The 590-nt window shown below is 68.6% G+C and carries 1 pseudogene; it reads left to right on the top strand.

Features of this window, described 5'->3' with window-relative positions:
- Positions 1-338 (top strand): annotated as a pseudogene (locus GWK61_RS55040) (hypothetical protein); the annotation flags it as partial.
- Positions 339-590 lie beyond the last annotated feature (252 nt).

Below are 590 nucleotides of genomic sequence, written 5' to 3'. Positions count from 1 at the left end.
CCGACACCTCAAAGGTCTGGTTCGAAGGTACCGCCCACCTGCTGGACGCCCTGTACACGCGCAACGCCCGAGGCGACGCCGCGGCAGCGACCAAGTTGTTGAACTCGCTGGAGGCCGCGCAGGCATCTGCGCCGAACACCGATGGCAACGGTATCGTCGCCGCCTCCTCGGACGGCCTGCAGACCGGTTTCGGCGACACCTACTACGCCTCGCTCCACACCGGCGCGACCTCCTGGTTCCTGCTCGCCGCCGAGCAGGCCGACCCCTACGTCCTCGGGCCCGGCGAGAACAACTACCCGTCCTGCAGCTCCCAGTACGGGCGGACTGCGGCTCGCTGAAGGCACTCGCCTCAGCGCCGTCATCACTACTTCACCGCGTTTCTCGCGGATCACCCCTCCCTACGGAGTAGACATGCGTACTCGTACTTCGGCCGCGCTCGCAGTGGCCTCGGCTTTGGCCCTCGGCGCGACCGCTTGCGGCTCGTCCCACAGCAGCGGCGCGTCCGGTGGCGCGGCGGCTTCGACCTCGAAGATCGCCGGGTCGGGGTCGGGGGCCGGCAAGACGATCACCGTCTGGTACATGGACGGCGA

The organism is Catenulispora rubra (genome assembly GCF_015356825.1).
GTDB lineage: Bacteria > Actinomycetota > Actinomycetes > Streptomycetales > Catenulisporaceae > Catenulispora > Catenulispora rubra.
This window is presented reverse-complemented; position numbering and strand designations above follow the sequence as displayed.